Annotated in this window: 25 protein-coding genes and 1 riboswitch; of the genes, 11 read left to right on the top strand and 14 right to left on the bottom strand. The window is 47.8% G+C overall.

Annotated elements, in window-relative coordinates; translation table 11 throughout:
• Nucleotides 1-255: 255 nt before the first annotated feature.
• A complete protein-coding gene (locus FCL48_RS19340; RefSeq protein WP_136874704.1) occupies nucleotides 256-1,491 on the top strand; it encodes an NAD(P)/FAD-dependent oxidoreductase in 1,236 nt (411 codons plus the stop codon).
• 106 nt (nucleotides 1,492-1,597) lie between these two features.
• On the opposite strand, the gene FCL48_RS19335 is transcribed toward FCL48_RS19340, so the two are convergent.
• The 8 genes from FCL48_RS19335 to FCL48_RS19300 all read right to left on the bottom strand — a co-directional run bounded on the left by FCL48_RS19335 (nucleotide 1,598) and on the right by FCL48_RS19300 (nucleotide 8,218).
• Nucleotides 1,598-2,557 carry an ABC transporter substrate-binding protein gene (locus FCL48_RS19335; protein ID WP_136874702.1) on the bottom strand — a complete coding sequence of 320 codons (960 nt, stop codon included), beginning with the start codon at nucleotides 2,555-2,557 and terminating at the stop codon, nucleotides 1,598-1,600.
• Nucleotides 2,550-3,305 (bottom strand): ABC transporter permease, encoded by a 756-nt coding sequence (locus tag FCL48_RS19330; protein ID WP_136874700.1) that lies wholly within the window; start codon nucleotides 3,303-3,305, stop codon nucleotides 2,550-2,552. Before FCL48_RS19330 ends, FCL48_RS19335 begins: the two co-directional genes overlap by 8 nt.
• A complete protein-coding gene (locus FCL48_RS19325) occupies nucleotides 3,302-4,126 on the bottom strand; it encodes an ABC transporter ATP-binding protein (protein ID WP_136874698.1) in 825 nt (274 codons plus the stop codon). Before FCL48_RS19325 ends, FCL48_RS19330 begins: the two co-directional genes overlap by 4 nt.
• Complete coding sequence (thiD, locus tag FCL48_RS19320) at nucleotides 4,092-4,913, bottom strand: bifunctional hydroxymethylpyrimidine kinase/phosphomethylpyrimidine kinase (protein ID WP_136874696.1); 822 nt, start codon at nucleotides 4,911-4,913, stop codon at nucleotides 4,092-4,094. Before thiD ends, FCL48_RS19325 begins: the two co-directional genes overlap by 35 nt.
• Complete coding sequence (gene thiE / locus FCL48_RS19315) at nucleotides 4,913-5,560, bottom strand: thiamine phosphate synthase (RefSeq protein ID WP_136874694.1); 648 nt, start codon at nucleotides 5,558-5,560, stop codon at nucleotides 4,913-4,915. Before thiE ends, thiD begins: the two co-directional genes overlap by 1 nt.
• Nucleotides 5,560-6,366 (bottom strand): hydroxyethylthiazole kinase, encoded by an 807-nt coding sequence (gene thiM, locus FCL48_RS19310; RefSeq protein ID WP_136874692.1) that lies wholly within the window; start codon nucleotides 6,364-6,366, stop codon nucleotides 5,560-5,562. The genes thiE and thiM overlap by 1 nt, the downstream gene beginning before the upstream one ends.
• Before the next feature lie 89 nt (nucleotides 6,367-6,455).
• A riboswitch (TPP riboswitch) is annotated at nucleotides 6,456-6,549 on the bottom strand.
• A 153-nt stretch (nucleotides 6,550-6,702) separates the two neighbouring features.
• The gene (locus FCL48_RS19305) at nucleotides 6,703-7,842 is read right to left on the bottom strand and encodes a trypsin-like peptidase domain-containing protein (RefSeq protein ID WP_136874690.1); all 1,140 of its coding nucleotides are present in this window, start codon (nucleotides 7,840-7,842) and stop codon (nucleotides 6,703-6,705) included.
• A 184-nt stretch (nucleotides 7,843-8,026) separates the two neighbouring features.
• Entirely contained in the window at nucleotides 8,027-8,218 is a 192-nt protein-coding gene (locus FCL48_RS19300; protein ID WP_136874688.1) for a hypothetical protein, read from the bottom strand.
• On the opposite strand from FCL48_RS19300, the gene arfB reads away from it, so the two are divergent.
• The 3 genes from arfB (at nucleotide 8,217) to FCL48_RS19285 (ending at nucleotide 11,547) form a co-directional block, all read left to right on the top strand.
• The gene (gene arfB, locus FCL48_RS19295) at nucleotides 8,217-8,639 is read left to right on the top strand and encodes an alternative ribosome rescue aminoacyl-tRNA hydrolase ArfB (protein ID WP_136874686.1); all 423 of its coding nucleotides are present in this window, start codon (nucleotides 8,217-8,219) and stop codon (nucleotides 8,637-8,639) included. The genes FCL48_RS19300 and arfB overlap by 2 nt on opposite strands.
• A gap of 271 nt (nucleotides 8,640-8,910) precedes the next feature.
• Entirely contained in the window at nucleotides 8,911-10,704 is a 1,794-nt protein-coding gene (locus FCL48_RS19290; RefSeq protein ID WP_136874684.1) for a DEAD/DEAH box helicase, read from the top strand.
• A gap of 6 nt (nucleotides 10,705-10,710) precedes the next feature.
• Nucleotides 10,711-11,547, top strand: coding sequence for a ribonuclease H-like domain-containing protein (locus tag FCL48_RS19285; RefSeq protein ID WP_136874682.1), 837 nt, complete (start codon nucleotides 10,711-10,713; stop codon nucleotides 11,545-11,547).
• On the opposite strand, the gene FCL48_RS19280 is transcribed toward FCL48_RS19285, so the two are convergent.
• The 5 genes from FCL48_RS19280 to fusA all read right to left on the bottom strand — a co-directional run bounded on the left by FCL48_RS19280 (nucleotide 11,542) and on the right by fusA (nucleotide 17,337).
• Nucleotides 11,542-12,462, bottom strand: coding sequence for an MBL fold metallo-hydrolase (locus tag FCL48_RS19280; RefSeq protein WP_136874680.1), 921 nt, complete (start codon nucleotides 12,460-12,462; stop codon nucleotides 11,542-11,544). The two genes, FCL48_RS19285 and FCL48_RS19280, sit on opposite strands and share 6 nt — an antisense overlap.
• Nucleotides 12,463-12,477: 15 nt before the next feature.
• On the bottom strand, nucleotides 12,478-13,347 hold the full coding sequence (locus FCL48_RS19275; protein ID WP_136874678.1) for an HDOD domain-containing protein: 870 nt from the start codon (nucleotides 13,345-13,347) through the stop codon (nucleotides 12,478-12,480).
• A gap of 111 nt (nucleotides 13,348-13,458) precedes the next feature.
• Entirely contained in the window at nucleotides 13,459-14,244 is a 786-nt protein-coding gene (gene hisA, locus FCL48_RS19270) for a phosphoribosylformimino-5-aminoimidazole carboxamide ribotide isomerase (protein WP_136874676.1), read from the bottom strand.
• Nucleotides 14,245-14,452: 208 nt separating this feature from the next.
• Nucleotides 14,453-15,145, bottom strand: a complete 693-nt coding sequence (locus tag FCL48_RS19265) for a hypothetical protein (RefSeq protein WP_136874674.1) — start codon at nucleotides 15,143-15,145, stop codon at nucleotides 14,453-14,455.
• Between the two features lie 110 nt (nucleotides 15,146-15,255).
• The gene (fusA, locus tag FCL48_RS19260) at nucleotides 15,256-17,337 is read right to left on the bottom strand and encodes an elongation factor G (protein ID WP_136874672.1); all 2,082 of its coding nucleotides are present in this window, start codon (nucleotides 17,335-17,337) and stop codon (nucleotides 15,256-15,258) included.
• Between the two features lie 554 nt (nucleotides 17,338-17,891).
• On the opposite strand from fusA, the gene rbr reads away from it, so the two are divergent.
• Nucleotides 17,892-18,413: a rubrerythrin gene (gene rbr, locus FCL48_RS19255; RefSeq protein ID WP_305791030.1), complete on the top strand. Its 522-nt coding sequence runs from the start codon at nucleotides 17,892-17,894 to the stop codon at nucleotides 18,411-18,413.
• 79 nt (nucleotides 18,414-18,492) lie between these two features.
• Complete coding sequence (locus FCL48_RS19250) at nucleotides 18,493-19,467, top strand: hypothetical protein (protein ID WP_136874668.1); 975 nt, start codon at nucleotides 18,493-18,495, stop codon at nucleotides 19,465-19,467.
• 58 nt (nucleotides 19,468-19,525) lie between these two features.
• On the opposite strand, the gene FCL48_RS19245 is transcribed toward FCL48_RS19250, so the two are convergent.
• Nucleotides 19,526-20,554: a hypothetical protein gene (locus FCL48_RS19245; protein WP_136874666.1), complete on the bottom strand. Its 1,029-nt coding sequence runs from the start codon at nucleotides 20,552-20,554 to the stop codon at nucleotides 19,526-19,528.
• A 173-nt stretch (nucleotides 20,555-20,727) separates the two neighbouring features.
• Here FCL48_RS19245 and FCL48_RS19240 point away from each other — a divergent pair, with 173 nt between their 5' ends.
• From FCL48_RS19240 to FCL48_RS19220, 5 genes are all read left to right on the top strand, one after another.
• Entirely contained in the window at nucleotides 20,728-21,312 is a 585-nt protein-coding gene (locus FCL48_RS19240; protein ID WP_205747772.1) for a helix-turn-helix domain-containing protein, read from the top strand.
• A gap of 59 nt (nucleotides 21,313-21,371) precedes the next feature.
• Nucleotides 21,372-22,667, top strand: coding sequence for a 3-isopropylmalate dehydratase large subunit (locus FCL48_RS19235; RefSeq protein WP_136874664.1), 1,296 nt, complete (start codon nucleotides 21,372-21,374; stop codon nucleotides 22,665-22,667).
• On the top strand, nucleotides 22,667-23,191 hold the full coding sequence (locus tag FCL48_RS19230) for a 3-isopropylmalate dehydratase small subunit 2 (protein ID WP_136874663.1): 525 nt from the start codon (nucleotides 22,667-22,669) through the stop codon (nucleotides 23,189-23,191). The genes FCL48_RS19235 and FCL48_RS19230 overlap by 1 nt, the downstream gene beginning before the upstream one ends.
• 212 nt (nucleotides 23,192-23,403) lie before the next feature.
• Nucleotides 23,404-25,512: a phosphate acetyltransferase gene (pta, locus tag FCL48_RS19225; RefSeq protein WP_136874661.1), complete on the top strand. Its 2,109-nt coding sequence runs from the start codon at nucleotides 23,404-23,406 to the stop codon at nucleotides 25,510-25,512.
• Nucleotides 25,513-25,549: 37 nt separating this feature from the next.
• Entirely contained in the window at nucleotides 25,550-26,704 is a 1,155-nt protein-coding gene (locus FCL48_RS19220) for a radical SAM protein (protein ID WP_136874659.1), read from the top strand.
• The last annotated feature ends 3 nt before the right edge of the window (nucleotides 26,705-26,707 follow it).

Below are 26,707 nucleotides of genomic sequence, written 5' to 3'. Positions count from 1 at the left end.
TTTATTGTTTTCTGCATGACCTGCCTCCTTGATTTTGGCTCTGAGTTGATTGTTTATGCTCTCAACTTAACCCACGTTTGCAAGGTAGGCAGGTCTGTTTTGTTTATGTGGCAACCATCATATCTAAGGCGTTTTGCTCTTTTTCTTTCACTGCCACTATAGTAGTGTCAGCACTAAAGACAGGGTACCAGCTACACAATTTACACAATGCATTGAGGGATTACTCAACCAGAGCTGCTATGGTTAAACGATAACATGACAAAAGGCAAAACAATCGTCATAGGTGGCGGCGCCGCCGGGCTTATGGCCGCAGGAAGGGCTGCACAACTCGGAAGTGAGGTTGTGCTACTTGAGAAAATGGAGCGCAACGGTCGTAAGATCGGCATAAGCGGTAAAGGTCGCTGTAATGTGACAAACAGCGCCGAACTTGCCGATTTCATGGCCCACTTTGGCAAAAATGGCCGATTCCTCCGCCAGTGCTTCAGCCAGTTTTTCGTGGCTGAACTTGTTGATTTTTTCAAGCAGCATCACCTCCCCCTGGCTCTGGAGCGTGGTGGGCGCTATTTCCCTGAAAACGGACGTGCTCTTGATGTTGTAAAGGTCTTCAACCTCTGGCTTGATTCATTGGCTGTCGATCAAAGAAAAAACGCTCCGGTCACAAAAATCCTCATGAAAGATGGGTGTGCAACAGGAGTTATCTGTAACAAGAAAAAAATCACAGCCACCAATGTTATCGTGGCTACAGGCGGTAAATCATACCCCCGGACAGGATCTTCAGGCGATGGCTATGAACTGTTGACAAAACTGGGTCACACTATCACCCCGCTGTCCCCGGCCCTCGTCCCTCTCACAAGCCCTGATCCAGCTCTGATACGACTCAAAGGCCTGGAGCTGCGTAATATTCAGGTTCGGCTCTTTATTGATGGCAAGAAAAAAAGTCAGGAATTTGGTGAGATCGCCTTCACCGCCCACGGTCTGACAGGGCCCACGGTGCTGACCCTCAGTGAACAGGTTGTGACAGCTCTTGACCGTGGCCAGAAAACATATCTTGCCCTTGATCTCAAACCAGCACTTGATGAAAATAAGCTTGATGCACGGCTTATTCGGGATCTAGAAAAAAGACGGGGGGAACCCATCAGCTCCATCCTGCGTGGATTGCTGCCACAGGAACTGATTCCGGTCTGCCTTCTTGCCTGCGACATCCCTGAGGCTATTGATACCTGTAACTTTCCAGGCAAGATGCGCAAAAAACTCGTTCACTGGTTCAAAGACCTTCGCTTTGAAATCAGCGATTACCGCTCATGGAATGAGGCCATTGTCACAGCAGGGGGCGTCAGCTTGAAAGAAGTCGACCCCACAACCATGGAATCCAAAATCATTAAAGGATTGTTTATCGTTGGCGAACTTCTCGACCTCCACGCAGACACCGGAGGCTTTAACTTTCAGGCAGCTTTTTCAACCGGTTGGCTGGCGGGCTCTTCCATACACTAAAGATAGAAATTATTTTACATTGGCGCCAGCTGAAATGCAGATCTCCAGCAGAAGAGGGTCTGGCGCACCTAACCTATGGCGATCAGGCCAGCCCCTTTACAAGGTATTATTGCAATTCGACAGCAAAAGTTTCCAGCTCAGGTACCTTCACGATCATGTTTTGCTCCTGCAAAAATGTGGCAAACCGGCGATAGCGGTTTTGATCCAGAGCGCCTGGACGCAGGGCAAAACGCGGCAGAGTATCATGCCAGGCCCGCCGATTGAGTTCATCATCGAGTTCTTTTCGGTCGTGACTGACAAAGAGCTGCCAGCTTTCTTTGGGGTGGTTGATCAAGAATTGAACACCCGCCTCCACACCATTGACAAATTTTCTTATATTCTCATCGGTTAGCCGGTCATTATGGGCCACAAGTATCAGTTCATCATAGGCGGGAACCCCCAGCTCTTCTACAAAAAATGGCCGCCCGGGCCGCTTTTCAATCTCCATCTGATTCAACTCAAAATTGCGAAACGCACCGATTACCGCATCTGCCTTACCGGTTAGGAGGGAGGGGGAGAGTGAAAAATTCACATTAACAAGTTCAACATCATCAAGGCTTAAACCCGCTTTTTCCAGCATCACTTTCAACAATACGGTTTCAAAGCCTCCCACAGAATAGCCAATGGTCTTGCCTTTGAGATCAGCAATACTCTTGATGTCACTATCGGCTAAAACCACAAGAGAATTGAGAGGGGTGGCGACGAGGGTAGCTATCCTCACAAGTGGCAGTCCCTGATCCACCTGCAAATGATGCTGTGGCTGGTAGGAAACCGCAATATCGGCTTTGCCTGCTGCGACAAGTTTAGGCGGATCATTTGGATCAGCCGGGGCGATAAACTCAATGTCAAGCCCCTGATCCTTAAAATACCCTTTTTCAAGTGCCACAAAAAGCGGTGCATGGTCCGGATTGACAAACCAGTCGAGTAGCACAGTCATCTTCGTTAGTTCCCCCGCGGAAACACCTGAGGTAACTGGAAAAAGAAAAAGAACGGCTACAGCGCAAATCCTAAAAAACACTCTACTCATGATAAAGCTCCCTGGGCTTTTCCCAATAAATAATTTTCAACAGTAAAAAATCGACAAGATAGTACAGCCCCACCGAAACCACAGCGAGCAGAATAAGTGCCGCAAACATCCTGTCCACCTGCATTCTCGCATTGGCATGCAACATATAAAAACCGAGGCCTTTGCTGGCCCCCACCCATTCCCCGATTATGGCGCCTATTGGCGCCACCGCCGCTGCAACCCGAAGGCCTCCCCCAAAAGCGGGTAAGGCGTTTGGGATAACAATAAATCTGAGAATTGAAGCGTGCCCTCCACCCATTATCCGGGCAAGTTCAAGCAGATCAGTCTCTGTTCTCTGCATTCCATGATAAAACGAGGAGGTGACAGGAAAGAAAATGATCAACACTGCCATGGCAACTTTAGAAGCTATCCCGTACCCCAGCCAAAGTACCAGGATGGGCGCAAGGGCAAAAACGGGGATGGCCTGACTCATGACAAGAACCGGCAACAGCCAGCGTTTGAGCAAAGGGGAAAGTATCATGGTCAAGGCACAGAGACAGCCAAGTATCGTGCCCAGCAACAGCCCTAGAACTATTTCAGTCAGGGTCACCCCCATATGCCCCAGTAAAACCGACCAATTCTGGATAAAGGCCAGGTACACGGCAACTGGTCCCGGCAGAATATAATGGGGAACCTTGGTCAACTGTACCAACAGATGCCAACAGATAAGAAACGAGACAACAAGCAGCAACGGCCGGACAATCTTCATGCTCCATCCCCACCCAGCAGCGTCTTCAGGAGACGAGGATACTCTTTGACGATCTCAGGGCCCCCACTTTCTCTTGGAGCGACTCCGCCTGGCCTGATATCCCCCACAATGGTTGCCGGCGTACCACCAAGTACAACAATTCTATCCGCCAGACGCAGGGCTTCCAGTGGGTCATGGGTGACAAGTATCACGGTTTTCCCCCGGGTAAGTGTTGCAGACAGATCCTGCAGTCTTAGACGGGTAAGGGCATCAAGGGCTGAAAAGGGTTCGTCCATGAGAAGAATATCACGCTGCTCCATTAAAGTCCTGAGCAGGGCAACCCGTTGCCGCATTCCTCCAGAAAGTGCTGGAGGATATTTGTGGCCATCACCGGTCATTCCCGCTTTTGCCAGGAGCATATAGGCTTTCTCTACCGTTGTTTCGTCCCCTTCTCCACGCAGTTTTGCCCCAAGCATGATATTATCCAAGACTGACAGCCAGGGTAAAAGCAGGTCTTTCTGACTCATCCAGGCAACAGATAGCCCTTTTTCGGCCTCCACCAGCTGGATTTCTCCCCGATACGCGATGTCTTTTGCCCCGGAGATGATACGTATCAGAGTGGACTTACCACAGCCACTTGGACCAAGCAGGCAGGTGCAGGCACCCGCCTCAAAATCAAGGGAGAATCGATCAAAAACAGGTCTGTTGTCATAGGTCAAACTGATACTGCGGCAACGCACCCCGGTCTTGCCCGTTTGAGATAATCCGTCCGTCACTGTAGCCACACCATCCGCACCCGGCCGACTCTTAAAAAAACCGGTAAAAGTGGTCAACCGGTCCATGGCCTTCACCAATACTGTAATTCGCGCCTGAGGCAATGGCCTCTGTGATATATTTCTTAGCGGCAGCGACCGCTGCATCCACTGACAGACCTTTACCAAGGCCCGCTGCAATGGCAGAAGACAGAGTACAGCCTGTACCATGGTTATTGTCTGTTTCAATCCGCCTGGTGGGATAAGTTATGGTCTCTCCGGTTGCCGCCATATAAAGGAGATCGTCACAGTCTCCTTCTTTCAGGTGACCACCTTTAATCAGCACATTGGCGCAGCCAAGCCTGCTTATCTCCACTGCCGCATCGAAAAGCTCATCCCTTGAGGTAATGTCTCGACCAAGAAGGACAGAGGCCTCCGGCAGATTCGGGGTGATGAGCTCTGCCACAGGAATAAGAGTAGCTTTAAGAGCTGCAACCGCTTCATCCTGCAGGAGTTTGTCACCACTCTGAGCAACCATCACCGGATCAAGGACGATATGAGAGGCTCCAGACAGTCTCAGTTCCGCTGCAATCATCTCTATGAGCTCTGCAGAAAAAAGCATACCGATCTTTATTGCGTTACTGCCAATATCACCAAGGACCACCTGCAGCTGCTTTCGTACAAATTCTACGGGAACCGGATGAATAGCAAAAACCCCCATGGTATTCTGGGCGGTAAGTGCGGTGATGACCGACATTCCATAGCAGCCATGTGCAGCTATGGTCTTCAGATCCGCCTGAATTCCAGCACCCCCGCCACTGTCTGAGCCAGCGATGGTGAGCACTCTTATATATGTTTTTTTCCCTTCTCGTTTCATTATCTGATCCTTTTTGACTGAAGTCCCGCCACATTGCACAGTTCTTCTGCTGCTTTCTGTGGAGATGGGGCACTGACGATAGCTGAAACCACGGCCAGCCCGTCTGCACCTGCTGCAATGACGGATGCACAATTCTGAACATTGACACCACCGATGGCCACAAGAGGAAGATCCACAGTTTTTCGAATCGCCCTCAACCCTTCCAGACCAAGGGGTTCGGCCGTATCTGTTTTAGTGGGTGTTGCAAAGACAGGACTCACTCCGAGATAGTCGGCTCCCCCAGCGGCCGCCCTCCTGGCATCAGCGACAGACTCAACAGAAATGCCTATGATAACCTGCTCGCCAAGAATTCGTCTCGCATCCCCCAGAGGCATGTCATCCTGGCCAAGATGAACACCATCTGCCCCTACTGCCATTGCCACATCGATCCTGTCATTGATTATAAGCGGAATACTTTTAGGCCGAAGAAGGTTTTGCAGGGCCATCGCTTCTTCTATAAACGTTCTGGTAGAACAATTTTTCTCCCTGAGCTGTACACAGCTCACCCCTCCTTCAATAGCGGCCGCCACAACTTCGACCAGAGATCTGCCACAGGACAGTCCTCGGTCCGTCACCAGGTAGAGTGAATAATCGATCTGCATCTTCATTACTTTTCCTGGATTCGGGCGCGGGCAATGATATCTTCAGGGGTCAGGTTATACAGGGCATCAAGCAGGTGAATCATAAATGTGCCAGGCCCTCCTGCCTTTTCACCAGCAGCTTCGCCGGCCAGACCGAAAAAGGCCAGGGCTCCGACTGCAGCCGCCACCATATCCTTTTCGACCGCCGCAAAGGCACCAATAATGGCTGTAGCTGAACACCCGGTACCAGTTACAAAGGGCATAAGGCCATGTCCGTTTGCAACCTCCACCACCCGGCGGCCATCGGTTATCAGGTCGACGGGGCCGGTAATAGCCAGGGTGGTATCAAGCTCCATGGCAAGCTGTTTTGCAACATCAATGGCCTCTTCGACAGAATTGCCAGCATCAACACCCCTATTCGTGCTTTCACCGCCGCCAAGGGCTAAAATCTCAGAACTGTTCCCACGCAAAATCTGAACATTGGTCTCCTTGAGAATTCTTCTGGCGGCATCGGTACGAAGCTGCGTTGCCCCAGCTCCCACGGGATCAAGGACAACAGGTGTTCCCAATGAAGCCGCCTTCTGCCCGGCCTTTACCATGGATTCAACCCAGGAGTCGGTGAGGGTACCGATATTAAGGACAAGGGCCCCCGCAAAACCGACCATCTCTTCCACCTCATTGATGGCATGGGCCATAACGGGAGAGGCTCCACTTGCAAGAAGAACATTGGCAGTAAAATTCATCACCACAAAGTTGGTGATATTATGTATGAGAGGCTTATTGTTTCGGATTAATACAAGATTTTCAGCAGTCTGCTTGGCAAGATCTGACATGGACAACCCCTTTCCAGCGCATATTTTCGGCAAAAACAGGGGAAGAAAAAAAACACAAGATGAGAGAGGGAAAAAACGATCTTAACAGAAGAAGGTCACTTCCTGCAATTCCCTACGCTGGTGCGAGCCAGTTCAGGTTCAATGGGTATCATCTCAGGCCAAAGGCCACCCCTGCAAGTTTCATGAGCGGAACATAGTTGAAGAAACTGTCTCTGTCAAGCAAACCTCTTGTGTGTGAGGTGATTTCCTGCAGACAGCCACAAGAGCACGATGAATTGTAAATTTATACAACGTCCTCTATCAGGAAGATTGACGATTGACCAGCGGAGATCTTCCTCAATAGAGCGAGGAACCAAACTCCTCATAGACCACACTCATGGGGATGGCAAAACCAATGCCTTCAGTACCACGAAGGATCATGGTGTTAACGCCCCATACATAGCCATTTTCGTCAATGAGCGGCCCTCCGCTATTTCCAGGATTGATCGCCGCATCAGTCTGCAGGTAGACTTTATTGTCACTTTCATCCTTACGGTATCCAGAAAAAACACCTGCTGTGACCGTGTGTCGAAGTCCCACCGGACTGCCAATGGTATACACCTTGTCTCCCTGGTGCAGAGCATTTCTTTCTGGAGACTTCTTTAAAAAGTTGTCTTTCCCAGAAGACAGGGCCATCAGGGCCAGGTCATTATTTTCACTGACCAGCAGGTAATTTGCTACATGCTCGGAGCCATCGGAGAGAATGATTTTAATACTTGATGGACGAACCTTCTCTTCCAGCTTTTCAAGCCTCGCCTCAGCCTCCTGCTGCTGAGGCAGTACCTTGTCGAGGTTGGCGACCATATCATTTATAATTATTGAAAGCTGACTGCGGGCAGGTCCTTTGGACAGCTGTCTCAACTGGCTGCGATATTCCCTGATTTTTTGCTGCTCAAGATCGATCAGTTTTCTATTTTTTTCCACTTTTTCCCTGAACTCGGCAACCTTCAACTCATCCATCTCGACCACATGTTTATTGGTGATCACGTAGTCTTTACTGATGAAAAAACCCGATCCCGTTCCCCACGGGGTTTCTATGGAGACAGTGGCGTTTCGCGCCTTCTCAATGGTATTATAACTGGAGTTTTCTTTTGCACTGTCAGAGGCGGGAACAGATTTATCTACAGGTACAACCTGGGGAGCAATTGGCTTGACAGCAAGCTCTGCAGGCTGGGGGACAGGGCTGTGGTCAACCACAGTATTCTTACTTTGGGGCCTGTAACCGGTAAAGTAGTACGTACCTCCGGCAACAACGACAACCAGAAGGACAAGTTGAATGATTTTTGCTATTCCACCTTTTTTTTCTGCAGCTTGGGCTTCAACAGCCTCTTTTTCCTTCTTTTTTTCCTGAAATTTTATATATCTCTCAAAAATCACACCGCAGGCTTCACATTCCACTGCGTTTTTCTGTACATGTTTACATTTGGGACAGCGCATTTTCAGGTCCTTAACAATGAGGGGCTGCGTATGTTGGCAGTTCCCCAATGGCTTATAAAATGGATACAGGCTCCTCTATCGGCACCATTATTTCTTCGAAGACCGTCTCCCAGGTTCCATGATCACAGGTAATTGCTGTCAATAGGTCACATGGTTCATTGAGAGAGCACTCGACAAATTACGGTTATCCGTCTATCATATCAGGACGATCCCGATTGTTCAATCTTTTGAGCAGAGAAGTCACACGCTCCGAGAATTCAGTCACCCTTTTGTGCAGCAACTCTCTCTTTTGCAACCCGGCTGTAAAAACGGGCACAAGTACAACAGAACCGAGACCTTCTCCATTTACCTCAACACCGTTTGTAATAGTGAACATGGCAGAGCTTACCATCAGCAATAATGTAAAGATCTCCGAAGATGAAATTGTCTGCACCCCTATTCGCGCCCAGGGCTCTGGGGGGCAAAACGTCAACAAGGTTTCATCTGCCATCCATCTCCGGTTTGATATTAGGCAATCTTCACTGCCGGAATTCTACAAGGAGCGACTACAAGCCCTCAATGACTCCAGAATTTCGGACGATGGAATTATTGTAATCAAAGCTCAGCAATTCAGAAGCCAGCTCAAAAATAAAGAAGATGCCTTTTTGCGTCTCACTCTTCTCATCAGAAGCGTGTCCTACACCGAAAAATCACGAAAAAAGACAAAACCCAGCCGAAACGCCAAAAAAAAACGAACCGACTCCAAGACCAAACGTGGAAGAATCAAATCCCTGCGAAAAAAGGTCTCAAACGACTGAGATTACAACCTCAGTTCGCATATCCTTTGGTTATTGGGTGAAAATCACGAAATTAATGATTGCACAATCTTATTATTTCTGTTATTTTTGCGCGCTTATGCGATAGTGTCAGACCAGAACATGGATTTTTGGGTAGTTACGAGAAACTGGACAGACACGTATACATCGGCAGGAAGGATGAGCCTTTCACACGCCGATATTACATTCCTGGACAGGCTTCACGTAACAAGTTCATCTGCGGAATCAACCCAAATAGTACAATAGGATATCTATGTCTTCTGAACACGAAGCTACATCTGCGTCTTTTTCATCCCTCGGCCTCCCTGACCATCTCATCCAGGTAATTACACAACTCGGATACATCACTCCAACTCCCATTCAGGAGGAAATGATTCCTCACATGCTTAATGGAAGAAATGTTGTCGGACAGGCCCAGACAGGAACCGGCAAGACCGCAGCCTTTGCCCTACCCATTTTAGCTCAGCTCAAAACCACCGGGGGACAACATCCCCAGGTACTGGTTCTCGCACCTACCCGGGAACTCGCCATTCAGGTTGCCGAGTCCTTTGCCGACTACAGTAAACATCTCAAACAGATCAACATTCTGCCCATTTTTGGTGGTCAGGATTACAACATCCAACTGCGTCAACTTCAGAAGGGATGTCAGATTATCGTCGGAACACCTGGCAGGGTAATGGATCACATCCGCCGTGGCAGTCTGAAGATGGATCACATCCACAGCCTCGTCCTCGATGAAGCGGACGAAATGCTGCGCATGGGCTTTCTCGATGACGTTGAATGGATCCTCGAAAAGCTCCCCAACAGAAAGCAGACCGCATTGTTTTCGGCCACTATGCCGGCCAATATCCGGAAAATTGCCCACAAATACTTAAAAGATCCTGTTGAAATCACCATCAAATCAGAGGCCATGACCGCAAACACCGTGGCTCAGCGCGGTCTTGTCACCAGCGGTGGCTTTGCCGCAAAAGTGGATGCTCTGGCCAAGGTCCTTGAATCTGAGACCTTTGATGGTGTGCTGATTTTTGTCCGCACCAAACTGCAGACCGTTGAACTTGCCGAAAAAATCAGTGCCCTCGGCTACTCAACCACCGCACTCAACGGTGATATCCAGCAGACCCAGAGGCTGCGGACCATAGAGCAGCTCAAGTCAGGAAACATCGATATCCTGATCGCAACAGATGTTGCCGCACGGGGACTAGATGTAGAGCGGATCAGTCATGTCATCAATTTTGACATTCCTTTTGATACCGAGGCCTATGTGCACCGGATCGGCCGAACAGGACGTGCGGGCCGAACCGGCCATGCCATCCTCTTCGTCAATCCACGAGAGCGCTCCATGCTCCGTTCAATTGAACGGGCGACAAAACAGAAAATTGAAATGATGCAGCTGCCAACGGTGGCTGATATCAATACTAAAAGAATCCAGGCCTTTAAAAACAAAATCAGTACGACTCTTGAAGAGAACACCTCTTTTTATGAAAAGCTCATTGGTGATTATATCACTGAAACCGATGCGGATATAACTCAGGTTGCAGCTGCCCTGGCACTGCTGGCGCAAGGGAAGAAACCACTTCTTTTAGCCGAAGAAAAACGGGCTAAATATCAGCCAGAAAAAGACAGGAATATCGCACCCAACAGAGCAAAACAGACCAGAAAAGTGCGGACCCATAATGTTCAACTGCCTCCCGACGAAGGCCTCGAACGTTTCCGCATTGAAGCGGGCAACCAGCATGGTATAAAAGCGGGCAATATTGTCGGTGCCATCGCCAACGAAGCGGATATCAACAGCAAGTATATTGGTAGAATATCTATATTTGACGATTACAGCACAGTGGATCTGCCATTCGGTATGCCCGACAAGACCCTCAACCTGCTCAAAAAGGCCCGTATTGGCAGTCGTCAGATGCAGATTCAGCGACTGGAAGATAGAACAGCAGACCTCGGCACTGATTTAGCACAGAGCAAGTATAAGAAAAAAACCGCTAAGCCGGGGGCACCGAAGGCTAAACGTTCCGTTAGCAGAGCTCAGAACACTGCCGTATAACAAAGTATGCTTTTACACACCTTTTCTCATATAGAAGGCATAGGCCCCAAAGTTGAGAAAAACCTCTGGGATGCAGGTGTAACGACCTGGCAGGAGTGGCAAATCCCCGCTCCTGTCAGGATGTCTGCAAACAGCCTGGAAGCGGCTGACACCTTAGAAGCCTCATATCAGGCTCTGCAAAATAGAGACCCCTCCTATTTCACCTCGCGCCTTGCCGCCAATGAAGCCTGGCGTATTTTCGCTGAGTTCAAAGATACCACAGCCTATCTCGATATCGAGACCACAGGCCTTGATGATTACTGTGAGATCACCACCATTGCCCTCTATGACGGCACGGATGTTTTCACTTATGTTAACGGCAGAAATCTTGATGATTTCGTAACGGATATAGAGCAGTACAAGGTTATCGTAAGTTACAATGGCAAGAGTTTTGACGTTCCCTTTATTGAACGGTATTTCAGAATAAAACTCAGTCAGGCCCACATTGATCTTCGTTACATCCTGGCACGACTCGGATTCAAGGGAGGACTCAAAGGCTGCGAAAAACAGCTGGGCCTCAGCCGCGGAGACCTTGATGGTGTTGATGGGTATTTTGCAGTTCTTCTCTGGCAACAGTATCAGCAAACGGGAAACGAGCGAGCCCTTGAGACACTCCTTGCCTACAATATCGAGGACACGATCAATCTGGAGCGTCTGGCGGTGGAAGCGTATAACCGCAACGTTGCGCTCACTCCTTTTGCAGATGACCTTTTGCTGAACTGGCCCACCCTGCCGCAGAATCCCTATGTACCAGAGCTCTCGATCGTCGATCAGCTCAAATCAATACGGTCCTACTATTTATAAAATTATCTCGACACCTTCCTGAGCAAAAAAGACCTCGGTATCCCCATACTTTCCTGGCTCACAATAGATTTTACTAAAGGCATCAAGTTCACTGTCGGAGCGATCCGGATCATGATGGAAAAGTGCAAGCTTTTTTACCCCTGCACGGTTAGCCGCTTCAACGGCATATTCCATTGAGGTGTGCCCCCAATTCACCCTCCCGTTCCGGTATTCATCAAGGGTATACTGTGCATCATAAATCAGAAGATCGGCCCCGGCGAAAAAGTCCTCGACGGCTTGATTCTGCTCTTTGGCTACCTCCTCTCCTTCATAGGCCATAGCCTCGTCATAATCAGGATGCTCAGGGTCGGTGATAAACAAATTACGAAAAGGCTCAGTATCATAACAGGTGCAGATTACCTTGGAATCATATTCAAACCTGTATCCAAGGGAGGTGATGGGATGATTCAGCAACTTGGTTTTCAGATTCAAGCCATCGCCAAGGTCTATACTCGGGTCTTCTTTGAGTCGAATATACTCAACCTCTGAAGCCAGTTCTCCAAGGTTGACGGGAAAATAGCGGTATTTCATCTGACCACCCACAACTTCTTCCAGGGGATCATCTTCAAAAGAAACCGGCCCATAAACCTTCATTTTCGACCCGGGGATATAAATCGGAGTAAAAAAGGGATAACCCATAATATGGTCCCAATGGGTATGAGAAAGAAAGATCTCCGCCCTGATCGGCCCTTTAGGCAGATCATTACCCATTATATAATTACCGAGATTTCGGATACCTGAACCAGCGTCGATAATCAGAAGGCGCTCCTTTTCACCTACTCTGATCTCGGTGCATGCCGTATTTCCGCCGTATTTTTGTGTAACCTGCCCCGGACTCGGAATGGACCCCCGTACCCCCCAGAAACGAACTTTCATGCAACCACCAGTGTATTATATTTGCAAAAATATCTTTGCTTTATCTATTTCTTCAACAACCCTGTTGCCAATGCCGCAGAATTCTTCCATAGTAAGCCCTGTAATGCCAAGCAGGGTGTGAACGTCATCTTCATCGGGAAACGGATTACCCGCGTATCCGTGGTCGAGGATATTGGCGTACAAATTTCCCAATGCCACAAGCCCTAACTGCTGCTGTAATTCCGCAGCTTGTCCCCGAATATTTTTAATCTCATGATGGCTGCCAATACAGGTTGTAATAACAGTATTGAGCTTCCATTTCTCTGCGATCATAAGCCCTACCTCCTGGTGGTCAATACCCAGAACATCAAGCTCGACCTGACAAAGAGGAAGCTGTTCATATTTTGCAATATTAAGGACTTCTATGTACTCATCGCCGAAAGGGACCTTACCAAGATCATGCAATAGCCCCGCCAGAAAGAGTTCTTCCCTTTCCATTACAGGAATGCCTTTAACTTCCCCCAGTAGCTTTGCACTCACTCCTGCACCTATGGAATGGGCCCAGAACTTCTTGGTGGGCAATGCCTTGGACTTTTTGGCCCCAGCTACGCTACGAATAATTGCGGTACTAAGCGCCATATTCTTCACTGTATTCATGCCGAGCATTGTAATTGCCCGGGTGAGCGAAGTGACTTTATTAACGAGGGAATAATAGGCCGAATTAATAAGTTTGAGGACCTGCCCTGTTAACACTGGATCAAGGGAGATGACCTTGTTGAGTTCATTGGGAGAGGCGTCCGTTCGGCTACAGATCTCCATAACCTTACCAACTGTCGTGGATAAACTGGGCATTTTGCTGATAAACTTCTCGATATCCCTACGCTGTTTATCTTGATCAATACTCATAATTAATATTTATAAAATCAATGTGTTAAAAAAACCAAGTTTTCCTTCAAGACAAATTATTGTATCGAATCCCAAGACCGAGGTCAAGAAAACGCACATGAGAAATACAGATTATCTTTTCAAAGCCTCCTTTTCCTGTCTGCTGCAGAAATCTACGGCATCACGGTAGCTCAGCTCATTTCCACCAAAGATATCCAGAGCACTTCCTACGGTGACATCAAGCCGATCAGCTCCGAGATCTTTTATGAGCTGAAGATCGGAAAGATTCCGCACGCCCCCTGCGTAAGTTGTCGGTAACGTCACCCAGGCTCCGAGTTTTCGCACCAGCTCCTCCTCAATACCGTTACATTTTCCTTCAACGTCTGCTGCATGGATCAAAAACTCATCACAATAATTGGCAAGCTCATCGACAACCTGTCGATCAATTTTAACCTGGGTAAATTTTTGCCAACGGTCAGTTACTATGTAATAATCGTTATCCTTTTTCCTGCAGCTAAGATCAAGAACGATTCGTTTCTTTCCAACCGCCTCGACAAGTCTCCTGAGTCGAGCCATATTGATGGCACCGTCCTTAAAAACAAAAGAGGTAACAATCACATGGGATGCCCCCTGCTCAAGCCAGAACCTGGCATTATCTGCTGTTACTCCACCGCCAAGCTGCATCCCCTTGGGCCAGGCAGCAAGCGCCTCTATGGCTGCCTCATCATTACCCGGCCCCAGTTTGATGATATGCCCGCCAGTCAGATTATCTTTTTTGTAGAGAGAGGAAAACCAGGAAGGTGGATGTTGGGCCACAAAATTTGTCTGCACAGCAGCAGGCTTGTCATCACAAAGCGTTGAACCGACAATCTGCTTTACAAGCCCAGCGTGTAAATCTATACATGGTCTCAATCTCATAGAAATTTTCCCTTAAAAAATAACTTCGCCACAACTGACTTTATTTGTACAATCATGGCTTCAACATGCCACAAAAACCTCAGGGTACCGAATTCTCCATCCCATCAGCCCCCCCAATACAAAAAAAAGGCGAGATGCCTGCAATAGCATCCCGCCTTTACTCTGTCGGGGAACCTGTAACAGGTGCCCGATATAACAACGACCTTTGTTATGCTTTTTTCAAAAGCATGGTCGATGGATCTAACAACAGGGTTGTACCGGGATCAATGGAACCAGTATCGCACTTGATGATATCAAGTTTCATTTCATCTTTTGATGGGTTAATGAGAAGAACCGTATCAAATACGCTGTCAAGGTCATGACATGGTGCAGGAACACCAGACGCAGAAACACGCTCGTCTCCACGGTGACTTACTGCCGAGAACCAGATCATTTTCAAACCCTGCTCAAGCATGAAAGCTTTGAATTCCTCCAGGGATTCCTTAGTGTTACCCTCAAAATCGTATCCATCTATAATAAGACATTGTGGTTGGTATATTCCCTGCTTCACCAAATCTTCAAGTCGTTCTTCAAACAGGGCTTTTGAAAAGCCACTCTCTTTGAACGTCATAATCATACGATTGTGCATGATCTCAGGAATGGTTTCTATTTTCTCACCATCGGTGAGAACAGCAAGAATATCATCATACCAGGCTCTTGTCTTATCTACACCCTCACCAATTGCAACGTGCAGTACCTTGTTGCCAAGCAACATGCAATCCAATGCAAACTGGACAAGGATAGCAGTTTTACCAAGACCGGCTCTCGCCATCACCAGTCCCATGGACTGTTTTCCTTCTGCTGAGCTATTTTCTAACCCTAGAGCCCGGAGTGAGTTATTTACAACCAAATCATTTTCCATGGCAGTTCACCTCTTTTATATTCCTTAAATGATCGTTACCTAGCATCGACGAGAAGTCGCTTTGTGTTATCAAGGACTTCTTTCTGTTTTAGCCTTTACCGTTTAGAATATCAAGCGTTCTTACGCTCGTCCTGATAGGCTTTGATGAGTTCTTCGCTTACACTCTTAGGCACTGGCTTATAAGAGGAGAACTCCATGGTAAATTCTGCTTTACCCTGAGTAAGGGAGCGTAGAGTCGTCGAATACCCAAACATCTCTGAAAGAGGTACTTCTGCTTCAATGACTGAATAATTACCTTCCTCAGTACTACCAATGATCATACCGCGACGCTGGTTGACTGAGCCCATAATTGCACCCTGGAACTCTGAAGGTCCTTCAACGGCAACTTTCATGATTGGTTCCATGATCACAGGTTTTGCCTTGAGGTAGCCTTCTTTAAACGCACCAACGGAAGCAAGCTGAAAGGCCACGTCAGATGAATCCACCGCATGGTAGGCTCCATCGTTAATGGTACATCGTACACCAGTGATTGGAGCGCCACAGAGTGAACCCTTCTCAAGACTCTTTTTAAAGCCTTTATCACAGGAACCGATGAATTCACGGGGAATAACACCACCGACAATACTGTCAACAAATTCGTATTCTTCTTCGATAGGCTCAAGGAAACCGGCAACACGACCGTACTGACCGGAACCACCCGTTTGTTTTTTATGGGTATAGTTAAAATCAGCACGCTCAGAAATGGTTTCTCTGTACGCAACCTGTGGAGCACCAACTTCTACCGAGGCACCATATTCACGTTTCATCCGCTCGATATAGACCTCAAGGTGCAGCTCACCCATACCGGATATAATGGTTTCTCCAGTCTCATGATCAACAAAGGTCTTAAAGGTTGGATCTTCCTTGGTGAAACGATTCAGCGCCTTGGACATGTTTATCTGGGCTTTGTTATCTGTTGGAATAACCGCAAGGGAGATAACAGGCTCGGGAATATGCATTGATGTCATGGAGCAGGATATCTCATCGGTGGTAAAGGTATCACCTGAGGCGCAGTCGACTCCGAAAAGCGCGACGATATCGCCGGACCCACAGTTTTCAATCTCTTCCATTTCATTGGAATGCATACGACAGAGACGGCCAATTTTCACCTTTTTGCCGGTACGGCTATTGTAGACAGTATCACCCTTATTGAGATGTCCCTGATAGGTACGCACATAGGTAAGCTGACCATAACGACCGTCTTCGAGTTTGAAGGCGAGCATGATAAGAGGATCTTTAGGGTCATTGGTGACCGCAAATTCACTCTCTTCATTTTTTAGATCCAATGCCATATTCGTTACATCTGTGGGACAAGGCAGGTATTGTTCAACCGCGTCAAGCAATGACTGAACACCTTTGTTCTTGTAGGCTGAACCAACAAAGACAGGAGTGAACTCAAGGCTAAGGGTTCCCTTACGAACGGCATCATAGATAAGCTGATTATCGATATCACCTTCTTCTAAAAGAGCCTCCATGAGCTCCTCTGAATACATTGAGACTTCCTCAACGAGGGCTTCACGTTTTTCAGCTGCCTCATCCTGCATATCAGCCGGGATATCAGCAATGCGGATATCGTCTCCATTTTCACCTTCAAAGTAGACGGCTTTCATGGTGATGAGATCAACAACACCTTTCAGATCATTTTCGAGACCGATCGGCATCTGCATCATGTGTGCATTCAAACCAAGTTTGTCTCTTAATTGTCCTGTAACCTTTGCAGGATTGGCCCCGGTACGGTCACACTTGTTGATGAAAGCGACACGCGGAACGTTGTACCTGGTCATCTGCCTGTTCACTGTAATAGATTGTGACTGAACACCACCTACAGAACAGAGAACTAGAACGGCACCATCGAGTACCCTCAGTGCGCGCTCTACCTCAACCGTGAAATCTACGTGGCCGGGCGTATCAATGATATTGATATCAATACCGTTCCAGGAGCAGTAGGTTGCGGCTGACTGGATAGTAATACCACGTTCTTTTTCAAGTTCCATGGAATCCATTTTCGCACCGACACCATCTTTGCCACGCACTTCATGAATAGCGTGGATTCTTTTGGTGTAGTACAGGATACGCTCGGTCAAAGTAGTCTTTCCCGAGTCGATATGGGCACTGATACCTATATTTCTTACTTTTGATAAATCCGTGTTCATGGCTGCTGTCCTCTACAACGTTGCCAACCGGTTGCTCCCGGCCTAGCTTGTGCAAGCTTCGTGAAAATAAAAAAGTAAGGAGCCACAGCATGCTGCAGCCCCTTACTCAACTGACTCATTCGTGATATCAACACGTTATACGCAGGTTATTCTGAAAAGACCTCAACGATATCACATCAAGTGAAGGCGAACTCACCGTACACCCGAAAAATAATCTGAACAACAGCGTATAGTAAACTGGAATCGACAATAAATCCACACAAAAATATATAAAAATGTCATTTTTCTCGTCTAAGCTATTATTTTTTCGTTTCTTCCTTCATTATTTTCCCAGCAGGATCCCAAGAACTTCTCTGTATAGGCTCACTGTGTTATCCAGGTGCTCAACGGTGAAATAACTTTTATCGAAAAGGAAATTGTTTTCAATTATGCTAAGATGGAAAATCCAATTGACAGAGTATCCCTAGTTGTGTTAATGATAATCATTCTTTATTAATAGCGCCTATTGTTACATTGTAGGCATTCTTACAAATCCTAGATGCATGGAGAATTACATGAGCAAAACCACTGAAAACCTTAAGGCGGCATTCGCAGGCGAATCCCAGGCCCGCAACATGTATACTTTTTTTGCTAAAGTCGCACGCAAAGAAGGATACCATTATATTGCAAATATCTTTGAAGAAACTGCAATGAATGAGATGCGCCACGCAAATGACCACTTCAAGATGTTGGGTGGAATTGGTGACACCGCTGCAAACCTGAAAGAAGCAATGGACGGGGAAAATTACGAAACAACTTCCATGTACCCCACCTTTGCCAAAGAAGCCGAAGAAGAAGGTAATATGGAAGCAGCCATGCTGTTCACCCAGATCGGTAAAATTGAAGCAGAGCACCGGGAAAGATACAAAAAACTCCTCGAAATGGTACAAAACGGCACTGTTTTTACCCGTAAAGAGCCAATCAAATGGAAATGCTCACTGTGTGGTTACAAATATACCGGCACTGAGCCTCCACCAAAATGTCCAAGCTGCAAGCACCCGAAAGAGTACTATGAGCCAGCAAATATGGATATTTAAGTAATCACCCGGCTACATACCTGCGGGTCTGTAGCCGGTTCATCTCTTCTGGTTTATTCGTGCCAGGTAAGGGCTTGCCATGAAACAACCTTTTCTGCTCTGGCTTTTGATTCTCACCCTGCCTTTTTGTTTTAGCAGTTGTTGCAGCACATATCAATTAACAGACCAGGCCGGAACATTCTCTCCCACAGCCCCCACCCCTCAGCTTGCAAGCTCACTACTGCCTTATTTTTATGTCCGGGCCGCCACTAAAGAGTACAACAAAATTGGCACGCCTGAAATAGTTGCGGAAAAAGGCCAGCCAACCGCCAGGGTCAACAGCGAGACGGCAACCCTTTATTTTGAAACCAGCCGCTTTGAAACCCCGGAAAACAAATACACAAACCTTGTCTACCGTATACATTTTCAAAAAGTACCTTTCGGGCTCTGTAGTCTTAACCTCACTGCCGGTAACAACCCGGGGCTTCTCATTATTTACACCTTGGACCAGGAAAGTGATCTCGTTCTTATCACAACCGTACACACCTGCGGCTGCTATCTTGCTTTTTTTCCGACCTCCAAGTTGTCTGAAAAGACCTACCCTGCCAACTGGCCCCCAAAAAACCAATCTGTTTTCGGCTACACTCTTCCAAGCAAACTGGAAGGACTGCCATACAAACCTTACTATTTCACCATTGAAGACGGGACCCATCGAATCAGTGCCATCTCCCAGAACCCGCCAGGCTCTCTTGATACCCTCGCACCTCCGCTCTATTTTCAGATGGACACCCAGCCTATGGAACATTTACACAAGCTCCCCTACCAAAATGAGCTGGTTTCATTTTTTGAAGAAGCCGGGAGCAGAAAAGGCTACGTAAAAAATAACCGGAAGATCCTGGAAAGACTGCTCATCAGCTGGTGGGCCCTGGACTGGCATGTGGGCGAAGACAAAGCCTATGGCAACAGCGATACAACCCAGCTTCCCTTCTACACCAGCCTGAAATTCTGGCAGAGGAAAAATTCAGATCTGAAAGATTTCCCCGGATTTCTTCATTACTGGGGCTGGAAACTTTAGCCCGGCTTTCTCTATCAGATCCACAAACAGGTGAAGTCTGCGCGGAAAACGTATCAGGTCATTTAAAGATCTTTTTATATCCCTCTTCATTGGCATTATTGCCAAATGATGCCTCGAGTTTGAAAATAATGCCAGGGTTCGCTTCACGGTCATGGTCTTCTGGAAAGTTTAACTGAGGAGAAATTTCCAGAATAAGCCAATCGCGGTAAAAACGTTGGCGATATCTTACGATAAATCGAAGATCAGACATCTTATAGCTGGGCTCGGTATCAAAATAGATTCCAGTTTCGTAGGAGAGAGCACGAATCGAGTTTAACACCTGATAGAGACGAAATGTCTGGGAATGAGGAAAACCGTCCCTGGTCTCATAATAATTCAGGCTCGTTGTGGCTCGGAAAAATAACTCGTCAGTGAACTGAGATTCTAGATCATACGTTACCCGATTCTCCCAACCATCATCGGTATACCAGCGCAATCTGTTGGTAAAACGTCCAAGCCAGTCATCAAAATCCTGAATGGCACGGGCCCTGAAACTGCCGTAGAGATAATCCCACGAGCCACCTGCATCGAAAGAGAAGTTATAGGTATCACTTTCTTTGAGAAAAAACCTGAGTGCAGCCTGCAACTGGCTGTTCTCAGAATCTTCATGCTGTGGATAATCATCGACCGGGCTATCATCTATGTTGAAATCTGTATCTTCCGCTGCTTCAATTATAAGTTGGGTACGACTGGAAAGTTTTGGCAACTTAAGACGTACGTCAAGGCGCGGCTTTATCTCAAAGTTATCATTTTCCGAGTAGCCCATGGAAAGTTTCAGGGTTGCCCTACTCTCATTGTCTTCTGCTGAAAAACGGCCATCATCAAAGAACGAATCAATCCACTCAGCCGTCTGGTATAAAAACTCGGTGGCCTGAATCTGGGCATTATCTACAAGCTGCTCGTTTTCTGCAGCTAATAGAGGGAGGTCGTCTCCCTGCTCTGCCCCCCAGTTTTCTGGCTTTTTATCCGGAACAGGAGCCGCCAACAGCGAAACCGAAGACAGCAACAGGATGCCTAGCCCAATGGACCAACAGAGCCGAGTGATCATAGTTTCCCCTCATAGAATTCCTCTAAAAACTATCTGCCGATTTGCATAATGATAACTGATTCCTGGTGCAATATAAAGTCGTGAACTATAAAACTGGTTTGCATAATTTCTACCCTGTTTCTTCTTGACAACAGATAAGGATATTTTTTATATATACTTCAGGAGGTGCAGTATTGATAAAGTCAAAGATGAAATATAAATTTGGTGAGAAGCTGAGGGCGGTACGTGAGCGAAAAAAGCTCACTCTGAGGGATGTTGCAGCACAAGCAGGCGTCAGTGAAAGCCTTGTTTCACAGATTGAAAGAAACAAAGTTTCCCCCTCAATAGACACCCTGCTCCTCATTGCCGATATTTTAGATATCGACTACGAGTACCTGTTTAGCGATTACCGACAGAAAAGAAAGGTAGCTATTGTCAGACGGGAAGACAGGGACAGTATCAGCCGCAACAAAATGACCATTCAGCAGCTTTCCATCGCCGCTGGTGAAACAGGCGACCCAGCTATCGAAGCTTTTCTGTTGGAAATTGAAGCCGGTGGCGAGAAAGGCGACCGGGAATATGGACATTCCGGCTGGGAATTCGGGGTTATCCTCAAGGGCCAGGCGCGTTTAATATATGGGAATGAGTCCTACGATCTTCAACAGGGAGATAGCGTTTCCTTTCCATCTGATATCCCCCATCTGTTCGCCAACAGTGGAACTGGGATACTGAAAGCCATATGGGTGGTGGCACCTCCCCGCGGTATGTTCAGTGGATAACGAAACAAAAAACATATTAAAGAAAAGCAGTGAAAACAAAATTAATCCCGGAGGACATTATGGGAAAAACAATTGCGGAAAAGATATTTGATTCGCACAAGGTGGATAATCCTTTTGGTGATATCCATGTCATTCGCCTTGATGCTGTGTTTTGTCACGAAATCACGACCCCGGTGGCCATTAACGACCTTGTGGCCCGAGGGATGGACAGGGTTTTTGATCCCACGAAGATCAAGGCGGTGATTGACCACGTCACGCCTGCAAAAGACTCGAAGACTGCTATGCAGGGAAAGATTTTACGGGAATGGGCACAACGCAACAACATCGTCGACTTTTTTGATATCGGCCAGAACGGCGTATGCCACGCCATTTTTCCAGAAAAAGGCTTTGTCCGCCCGGGCTACACCGTTATAATGGGCGACTCCCACACCTGTACCCATGGAGCCTTTGGTGCTTTTGCAGCGGGCGTTGGTACAACTGATCTTGAAGTCGGTATACTCAAAGGGGTCTGTGCCTTTCACTATCCGGAATCGATCAAGATAGAGATTACCGGTGAACTGCCACAGGGGGTTTACGCTAAAGATGCTATTCTTGCAGTAATCAGCAGACTTGGTGTCAGCGGTGCCACCAACAAAGTTATTGAATTCACAGGTAATGTTATTGACAAGATGTCAATGGAAGCCCGCATGACCCTCTGCAACATGGCCGTTGAAGCGGGTGGAACCTCCGGCATCTGCGCCCCCGACATGGTTACCGTTGACTACCTGTGGGAGTTTATCAAGGACGAGTTTGCATCAAAAGATGAGGCCCTCAAGAGTTATCAGGCTTTCACCGCCGACCCAGACGCAGGCTACACTGAAGTCATTACCATCGATGCCTCTACCCTGGTACCTGTGGCAACCTATGGTTTTAAACCTGACCAGGTCAAACCAATAAGTGAGATGACAGGTGAAAAAGTTGACCAGGTTTATATCGGCTCCTGTACCAACGGACGTATTGAAGACCTGAGGATTGCAGCAAAGGTTCTTGCAGGCAACAACGTCAAGGCAGGTGTTAGAGGCATCGTTTCTCCCGCTTCCCCGAAAATTTACAGCCAGGCACTCGAAGAAGGCATCATTAAGACCTTTATGGATGCAGGCTTTTGTGTAACCAATCCAACCTGTGGTGCTTGTCTTGGCATGAGTAACGGCGTTTTGGCCGAAGGGGAAGTCTGTGCCTCAACGACCAACCGTAACTTCAACGGCCGCATGGGCAAAGGCGGCACTGTCCATCTCATGAGCCCGGCATCAGCTGCAGCTACGGCAATAAACGGCTATATCAGCAACTCCAATCTTTATGTTACAGGAGATAAATAATGAAAGATTTTAACGGCAAAGTTCTGTTTCTTGACCGCTCTGACATTAATACTGACGAGATTATTCCGGCAAGATATCTTACCGAAATAACTAAAGAAGCATTACAACCCTTTCTCCTGGAAGATCTCTCACTAGACGGCTTTGATCCCGCCCGCGATATACAAAAAAGTTCTGTGGTTATATCCCGGGCCAACTTTGGCTGCGGTTCTTCGAGAGAACATGCCCCATGGGCCTTTGAGGTCAATGATATCAATATTGTCATAGCTGAGAGTTACGCCCGGATTTTTAAACAGAACATGTTTAACTGCGGTATGATGGCCGTAGAACTGGAGCCAAAAGATATCGCCCGCCTTTTTGCAAAATTTGCAGGCCAGGAGACCACACTCACAACGGATCTTGCGAAAAAGACCCTTCATTTTTCCTCGGAAAAAGATGAAGAGACCATATCCTTCACCCTCTCTGAATTTGACCAGGCCCTGGTTGAAGCGGATGGCTGGGTTGGATATGCCGACGCTAAATATTAGTAAGATTTGTGCTCGTTCCTCCGGGGTGGCTATGATACGTTCTGGCTGCCCCGCCCCTCCCCTTTCTGCTACGCACTCCACCCACTCCTTTTTCAGCTGAAAATGAGAACCGGCCTTTAAAAAAGTCCATGCAAATTACCTCTATAGGGTCTACACTGGCCGGATATCCGCCTCTGTTATTCGATTTTTGTTATTTCTAAAAGGAAAGGTACATGTCGAAAAATCTCTATATCACAGCGCTGGAACCCAAAAGCGGCATATCCCTTGTGGCCCTTGGTGTCATGGAATTCCTCATTCGCAATCTCGTCCGGGTGGCTATTTTTCGCCCCATAGTAAATACCAAACATAATAAAAACGGTGAGGACGAAATCATCCACCTGATTTCCTCCCACTACAAGCTGGACATTGATTACCGGCAGATGTACGCCTACACCTTCGAGGAAGCCAGAACTCTGGTGGCAGACAAGCAGTATGACAAGCTCCTGGAAAACACCCTGGACCGCTACAAGGCCCTGGAAGCGGAATACGATTTCGTCCTCTGCATCGGAACCGATTATGAGAGCGACTCCTCCGCCTTTGAGTTTGAACTCAATGTGGAAATTGCCAACAATCTGGGCAGTCCTGTCCTGATGATCGCCAATGCCCACAAGGGTTCCATTGAAAACGTAGTACGATCCTGCCGTTTTGCCATAGAATCTTTTGAAGAAAAAAGCTCCTCCATCCTCTCGATTATCGTCAACAGAACCCCGGTAGCCCTCCAGGAACAAATGCTCCAATCGCTCAAAGAGCAGCTCAAGGATAAGACTGGACTGATCTACTCTATCCCATTTGAAGAAAAGCTCGACCAGCCGACCATGGCAGAGATCGCCGATGCACTCCATGCAAGAGTTCTGCACGGTAAGACGCAGATGAACAGAGTTGTATCCCGCTTTGTCATTGCGGCAATGAATCTCAGAAATTTTCTGCCACGCATTGAAAACGGCAACCTCATCATCACCCCCATTGACCGCATTGACATCATCCTTGGAACCCTGGCCGCCTACCGGTCTTCTAATCTGCCCAATATTGGCGGCATCGTTCTGACCGGTTACCTCAAACCGGATAAACTCCTCCGCAACCTGCTCCATGGAACGGACGACCTCGTCCCTATTATCAAGGTTGAAGAGGACACCTTCACCACCGCCATGAAAATAAAGGAGATCCACAACTGCATTACCCCTGAATCCTCCCTCAAAATTGCCTCCGCCCTCGGCCTGTTTGAGTCCCATGTCCAGACCACTGAGCTGAGAAAAAGTATCGTCGGCTACAGTATGCTTTTTACCACGCCTAAAATGTTCGAATTTGGTCTGATTAAAAGAGCCCGGGCCCACAAACAGACCATTGTACTGCCCGAAGGTAACGACGAGAGGATCCTTAAAGCTGCGGAAATCCTGATCCACCGGGAAGCCGTAAACATAATTCTTCTTGGTAATGTGCAGAGTATCCGCAATAAAATTCACGCTCTCGGTCTTGCCTTAGAGGATGTGAAGATTATCGATCCCAGCCACTCAAAGCTTCTCTCTGACTATGCCAAGACCTACTATAAACTGCGGAAACATAAAGGCATCACACCAGATAACGCCTTAGATGTAATGTCGGCTGTCAATTACTATGGAACCATGATGGTCTATAAAGGTCATGCCGACGGAATGGTTTCCGGCGCGGTCCATTCCACCCTGAACACCGTCCGCCCCGCCCTTGAGTTTGTGAAGACAAAACCCGGCTCCACTATCATGTCGTCGGTTTTTTTCATGTGTCTTGAGGATAGGGTCCTTGCCTATGGGGACTGCGCCGTCAACCCAAGACCTACAGCAGAACAGCTTGCGGAAATTGCCATAGAATCTGCCAAAACAGCGGAACTCTTCGGCGTAAAACCCTATGTTGCGATGCTTTCCTATTCTTCTGGCACCTCTGGAATCGGTGAGGATGTCGACAAAGTGAAAAGAGCCACTGAACTCGCCCAGAGTCTGGCTCCCAACCTGCTTATCGAAGGACCGATCCAATACGATGCGGCGGTCGACCCGGTCGTTGCCGCAACCAAGATGCCTGAGAGCAAGGTTGCCGGTAAAGCCACGGTCTTCATCTTCCCGGATCTTAACACCGGCAACAATACCTATAAAGCGGTGCAGCGCTCAGCCAGGGCCGTGGCCATCGGGCCTATTATGCAGGGACTCAACAAACCGGTAAACGACCTCAGCCGTGGCTGTATGGTCACAGATATTGTCAACACCGTAGCAATTACAGCTATTCAGGCACAGGCCTACAAAGGCCTGAAAACCTGAGGCCCTTGAAATCACAATTTTACAAGAGCACAGATAAATGAAACAGATTGAATCATACTGCGGATTTGAGCAGGGGCCGATCCGCCCCCCCAGTGAGGCAGACAGTCTGCTGATCAGGATTACCCGAAACTGTCCCTGGAACCGCTGTACCTTTTGCTCCCTCTACAAAGGCAGCACCTTCAGCAAGCGACCGCTTGAACATGTGTTGCGTGATATTGATACAATTTCATTGTATGCAGATGCCGTTATCGATGCGGCCAGAAACGGCACCACCCTTTCCCGCCAGGACCTGCAGCAGCTGACAGGGGGAGCTGATCAACCCGATCTCAGCGCCTACCATGCAGCCTCAAATTTTGTGGCAAATGGGATGAAGTCGGTGTTTTTTCAGGATGGCAACAGTCTTATCATCGCCCCTGGTGATATTATAAAGATACTTATTCACCTCAAAAAGGCCTTTCCCACGCTTGAGAGAATCACCTCCTACGCAAGATCACAGACCATCTCAAAAATCAGCGACGAAGATCTGCGGCTCATGGCAGCGTCTGGTCTCAACAGAATACATATCGGCATGGAGTCGGGTTCCGACCGGGTTCTCACGCAGGTTAAAAAGGGTGTCGACAAGGCAACCCACATTATTGCAGGACAAAAAGTGAAAAAGGCCGGAATTCAACTCTCTGAATATTTTATGCCAGGCCTTGGAGGAAAAGACCTTTCCAAAGAACATGCCGTGGAAACCGCCGACGCCCTCAACCAGATCAACCCTGATTTCATCCGCCTGAGGGCCCTTGCCCTGCCTTCCGGAGCCCCTCTGACAGCGCAGTACCAGAACGGGGATTTTGCCAAAATGGGAGAAGTAGATACAGCCCGGGAATTATTGCTCTGGCTTGAAAATCTGGGCGAGATCAACAGCACCATCAAAAGCGATCATGTGTTGAATCTCTTTTCTGAAATTGACGGTCAATGGCCGGCGGACAAGGAAAAGATGATCCAGCCAGTACGGGAGTTTCTGGAGCTTCCAGCTGCGGAACAGATGCTCTTTTGTATTGGCCGAAGGACCCATCGTTTTGCTTATCTTCAGGACCTCAGCAACCCGGTTCGGCGAGCCAACGCCCAGAAATTGTGTGCCAGCCTCGGCGCAACTCCTGAGAACTACGATGAGATCATCGAGTCAATCGTACAGCGCTTTATATAAGAG

Origin of the sequence: Desulforhopalus sp. IMCC35007, from assembly GCF_005116575.1 — a bacterium.
Classification (GTDB): Bacteria; Desulfobacterota; Desulfobulbia; order Desulfobulbales; family Desulfocapsaceae; genus Desulforhopalus_A.
This window is presented reverse-complemented; position numbering and strand designations above follow the sequence as displayed.